The organism is Colwellia sp. E2M01, from assembly GCF_018860585.1.
Classification (GTDB): domain Bacteria; phylum Pseudomonadota; class Gammaproteobacteria; order Enterobacterales; family Alteromonadaceae; genus Colwellia.
Map to the genome: position 1 here is coordinate 1 of NZ_JAHKPR010000026.1, position 5,479 is coordinate 5,479.

The following is a 5,479-nucleotide window of genomic DNA, read 5'->3' on the forward strand; positions in this document are numbered from 1 at the left end:
TTTTTATTAGGTATTCGCCCTTGGGAGCTTGCTCGATGTACATTAACATCGTTAAATTTATTTGATTTAGAATGACTAAACCTAAACAAATTCGCCTTGTCATTGCACATCGAGCATAGCTCTGAGTTGGGAAGAAATTTAATCAAATTGGTATAAGAATAGAAAACGCTCGGTTATTTCGTTAAAAATAAAATGGCGACTCATATATGAGTCGCCATTTTTATATCCCTTAACTTTTTTAAAGTTAGTACGGTAACACCATCAAATTGCACTGTAATAATGCAAATAATGCCCATAAAAATGCCTCTATGTCACTGTAAATAGTGACTTTGCCTAATAATTGAATTTATCTAAATAAATATTGAACTAATGCAATTTTTTATAAAGCATATTAAAAATAACTATGCTAGACTAGTTTTGCGTTGAGTTTTTGCGTTGCAGATGAAGGTGTATACTGACTTTTGTTGTAGGTTTTCTATCTGATGCACCTAGTGTACTGATATGCTTGAATATTCTACACATGCAGATTTAAACAATGCAAACTATTGTTTGAAGCAATGATTGTGTCGAATATGGTTTGTTTCCTTCCTCTTCCTGTACTTTTTGGTAGAGGGCACTTACTCGGGTGAAAACGGTTTCTACCTAATTTTGGGATAGAACCACATTATTATTTTATGAATACAGGAAAATGTTAGTATGTCTGATACAGTTACTGGTAAAGTTAAATTTTTCAACGAAACTAAAGGTTTCGGTTTTATTGAGCAAGAAAATGGTCCTGACGTGTTTGTTCACTTCAGCGCTATCTCTGGAGACGGTTTCCGTACTCTAGCTGACGGTCAAGCAGTATCGTTCAGCGTAAAACAAGGTCAAAAAGGCCCTGAAGCTGAGAACGTTGTAGCTGTATAAGTTTACCTTATAAGCTAAGCTAAAAAAGAACGAAGCGTGATTCATCATCCTTCGTTTTTTTGTGTCTAAAATTTATAAAATAAAAAACCAATATTAATTCTACAAGCTTCATTAATTAAGTGATCTATTTTAGACGGAGATGAAATCATTAAATAAATAACGCTGTAAGCCCGTGTAAATTTTCACTTAGTTTGTGAGATTGGTATTACTGTTTTATTAGCAATGATTAGTATATTCTTACGCTAATAAGGTCTCCACGACTACACCGCTAATATAGAGTTAATGATCTTTACTAAGTTGCACTCTTTACAAATATCTTTAATGCATCTTTTACTAAGCTCTTATTAATAGGCTTCACTAAGTAATCATTCATTCCTGCAGATAAACACTTTTCTTCATCACCAAGCATTGCATTAGCAGTCATTGCTACAATAGCGATATCTTTATACTTTTCACCTGCAACCCCTTGTCTGATTAATCTCGTCGCTTCATAACCATCCATTTCGGGCATTTGGCAATCCATAAAAATAAAAGTAAATGGGTCACTTTCTTCACATGACTTAAGTTTTTCAAGAGCATCTTTACCATCTACAGCAATAACAGAATGCGTTATACCTATTTTCTTTAATACTCCCATAGCCACCATTTGATTGACACGGTTGTCCTCTACCAATAAAACTTTAATCCCTTCCATCCAACTTACGTCTTTGTCAGTTAATGCTACTCCTTTAGCTTCAGTATTATCATTAATACGCTGTTTTTCAGAAGCATTGAGCATCGAGTTTAATGCTAAATGTAAATCTGAAGTAATAATAGGTTTAGGTAAAAAAACATCTGCATCAATATTATTTTCTACGCCATGCTTACTGGCCATTAATGTCATAAATACTATTTTTATGTCATTATAGATTGGATTCAAACGTACTGTTTTTACAAATGCTATCGCGTTAAAGTCAGGAAGATCCTGATTAATAATTAATAAATCATATAACGGTTTTTCTGATGGCTTATTTAATTCAAGCAAAGTATTTTGTGCACTAGTTGTAACTTCGGCCTTAAGCTTCCAATGCTCTAATTGTCGTTTAATAACGTCTCCATTAGCTTGATTATTTTCAATAATCAGAATGCGCTTATTTTGTAATACTTTCACAGGAAGTGACTGTAATGAATCAGTTGATCTTTCTAAGAATAATTCACAACTAAAAACACTACCTTGACCTTCAACACTTTCGACTTTAACGCTACCTTGCATACATTCACAAAGTTTCTTAACAATAGCTAATCCAAGACCAGTACCACCATATTTACGTGTTGTGGAAGCATCGACTTGGGTAAACACTTCAAATAAATCCGCTAACTTACTTTCTGAAATACCAATCCCTGTATCAGAAACTTTAGCTAAAATACGCCAGTGAGTAGCAGAATAATATTGCTGGCTAAGATGGAGAATAACCTCACCTTGCTTAGTGAACTTAATTGCATTAGCTATAAGGTTAGTTAATATTTGACGAATTCGATTAGGGTCCCCTATAACAAGTGATTCTTCAACATCGACTAAATCTACAATCAATTCTAAACCTTTGTTTTGTGCTTGCTGTGCAAAAGATTCCGCTAAGTTTCCAATCATATCACGTAGGTTAAAGGTGATATTTTCAAGGTCTAGCTTATTAGCATCTATTTTTGAAAAGTCTAAAATATCATTAATTAAAGACAATAAAGACTGGGCACTTTGTTGTGCTATACCGACACGGTGTTTTTGTTCTTGAGTTAACGGTGAATCTTTTACTAAATCGAGCATACCAATAACACCGTTCATCGGCGTGCGTATTTCATGACTCATACTCGCAAAAAATTCATTTTTAGCGGTTGCGGCTATTTCAGCTTGTTCTTTAGCCGCAATAAGTGATATTTCATTCTCAATTGATGCGGTAACATCGTAGTTAATCCCTATCATTGAAACAGGTTGTTGATTCTCATAAATAAGAACCGCTGCAGCTTTAATATGCTTTATTTCACCATTTGGCCATATAATTTTGAATTGGGAATCAAATTTACTATAACCATCAATTGCTTGTTGAAGTTCGTTAGTAACTCTATCAAGATCCTCCTGATGAAGTCCTTTTTCCCACGCTTCATAAGTACCGGAAAATTGCTTAGCACAAACACCGTATAACTTGAACATCCTGTCATCCCAAGTCAACTCTTTAGTCACGATATTAAGCTCCCACACTCCCATGCCTGCAGAGTCAGCAGCCAGGGTCATACGCTGATTATCTTTGGTGATTTTATGTTGGGTCATCATTTTATCGGTAATATCTTGAAACGAGCCATATAAACGAACACATTCACCATTTACAAACTCACCTCTCCCTCTAGCAGCAACCCATATTTCATTTCCTTTAGCAGTAACAAGCTGAAGCTCGTCCTCATAGGCCATACCCTCTGAAATGCATTTCTCGACTAAGATTTTAATTTTATCTCTACTGTCTCCTTCTTTGTAAAAATGAATACCCTCTGCTAGATCTGGCTGATAATCACTAGGTACTTCATGTATTTCTTTAGTCATGCTCGACCAGTAAACACCACCATTGACAAGATCAACCTCCCATGCACCAATACGAGCTTGTTGCGCCATTTGTTCCATTAAAGACTGTTGCCCTAATAGTTTCTCTTGTTGTTTAAGGCGCGAAAATTCGGCACTAATCCAATGTGAAAATAATTGAATTAACTCTAATTCTTGTATACTAAATGGTCGAGGTGACGGATCAGAGCCAGAAAAATTTAATGTACCAAAACGTTTTCCATCCACAACGAGAGGTACACCAATATAACTTTCTAAGCCAAAAGCGTGATAACAAGGATGGTCTTTTATTTGACTACCCCCTGCTTGATGAAAAGAAATGGCCTTATCTGATTGCAGGGTATGAAAACAATAAGTATTCCCTAATTCAAACTTATCTCCCGGGTTAATTTCATTATTAGGCGCATGACAATATGCAACGCGATATTCTTGATCATTTATCTCGCTAATTAACGCAAGTGGTAAATTAAATATTTGCTTACCTAAGATAAGTAAATTTTCAATTTTCTCCTGTAAAGTACTATCTACATCAGAGGTTATTTTATGAAGCTGATTCAGAGTGAGTTCTGTTTGCTTAATTTCAGTGATATCATTTTGTATAACAATAAAAGACTCTATACGATTTTCCTCGTTATAGAGGGCTACTATAGTGGTATTTAACCACACTTCACGCCCACCTTTAATTTTATTGATTGATTCTCCATGCCAATATTCTTTATCAACAATCTCTTTAAATATCTCTTTATAGTCTTCCTGATTATAGTTACTACCATAAATTTTAAACACGCTCTGGCCGATAATTTCGGCCTCGGTATAACAATAAAAATCTAAAAAACGTTGATTAACTTCTGTTACTGTCCCTTCTTTATCCATATTAATACGATAAACAATTGCATGTTCATTAATGGCAAACGTTAGTTCTGCACTGTGCTGCTTTGCGACCAATAATTTATGCTGCTTTTGACTAATAAACAGACGTAACGGTCTGAAAATAAAAAAGCCTATCATAAGCAGTAATGCCATAGTTACTAACCATAACAACACTTCAAGCACCTTAATATTATCCATACGTTTATTGGTGTGTTGCTCTATTTTGGTAACAATTAAATCGAGATAAGCAAGTAAATTATCGATTGATTTTTGATTGAAGCTCTCTCGAAGAATAGCCTGTGCACTGTTTTTATCTTGAGTTTTACTTAAGGCTATAGCATTTTCGACATAACGATTAACGTGTTCGTTAAGCTTGGTAGGCTCATTAACATATAAAGAATAAATTTCACTGGGTAGACTATCAGACTTATTAGCAGCTAAATTTGTTAAAACATGTTGATTAGTTGAAAATAATGTTGCTGTTTCACGTAAGTTGTTTATTAATATTTTATCAGTTTTAGCCTCGTTAATATTATGATATTGCTGAACAGCAAGGTAGGCTATTTTTTGTGATAGCATTCGTTGACTGCCTGCCAGGTTAATTGTTTCAGCATCTTCAGCTTGTTGATTAAAAACAATCGTCAAACTTAAAAATGATAAGCTAATTAAAATAGCAATTAGGGAGATAGCCAATATATTCCGATACTTTATTTTCTGTTGTAGGGTATTAACTTTAGACATATTATTAATCTAATACTCTTTGCTTAATGACGATGGTAGCTATATTTAACGATATGACTCGGTCAGTTGACATGTAGCTGAACAAATTACTCACCAACATATCACCTACTATTTTAGCAATTAAGAAACACTAACTTCAGGATACTACAAGTGACAAGTAAGTATAGACTCTAAATTACCATTATTTATATTTTAGATACGGTTAATCAATCACTTATTTTAAAGGTATTTCACTATCTGTTTATTTATTACCTATAAGAAGAATAAGGTAAATAACCTGAATTCGATTTAAGATACCCTTAACCCATTGAAAACATTGATAACATTACTTTATCTAGCGCTCTAGCCTGATAGTTTATTTCATACCAATTCCGATAATTT

At 34.0% G+C, this 5,479-nt stretch carries 2 protein-coding genes; one reads left to right on the forward strand and one right to left on the reverse strand.

Annotated features, from left to right (window positions below; genetic code table 11):
* Positions 1–696 precede the first annotated feature (696 nt).
* On the forward strand, positions 697–906 hold the full coding sequence (locus KO502_RS05550) for a cold-shock protein (RefSeq protein ID WP_216021580.1): 210 nt from the start codon (positions 697–699) through the stop codon (positions 904–906).
* Positions 907–1,198: 292 nt separating this feature from the next.
* On the opposite strand, the gene KO502_RS05555 is transcribed toward KO502_RS05550, so the two are convergent.
* Positions 1,199–5,098 carry a response regulator gene (locus tag KO502_RS05555; RefSeq protein ID WP_216021581.1) on the reverse strand — a complete coding sequence of 1,300 codons (3,900 nt, stop codon included), beginning with the start codon at positions 5,096–5,098 and terminating at the stop codon, positions 1,199–1,201.
* Between the last annotated feature and the right edge of the window lie 381 nt (positions 5,099–5,479).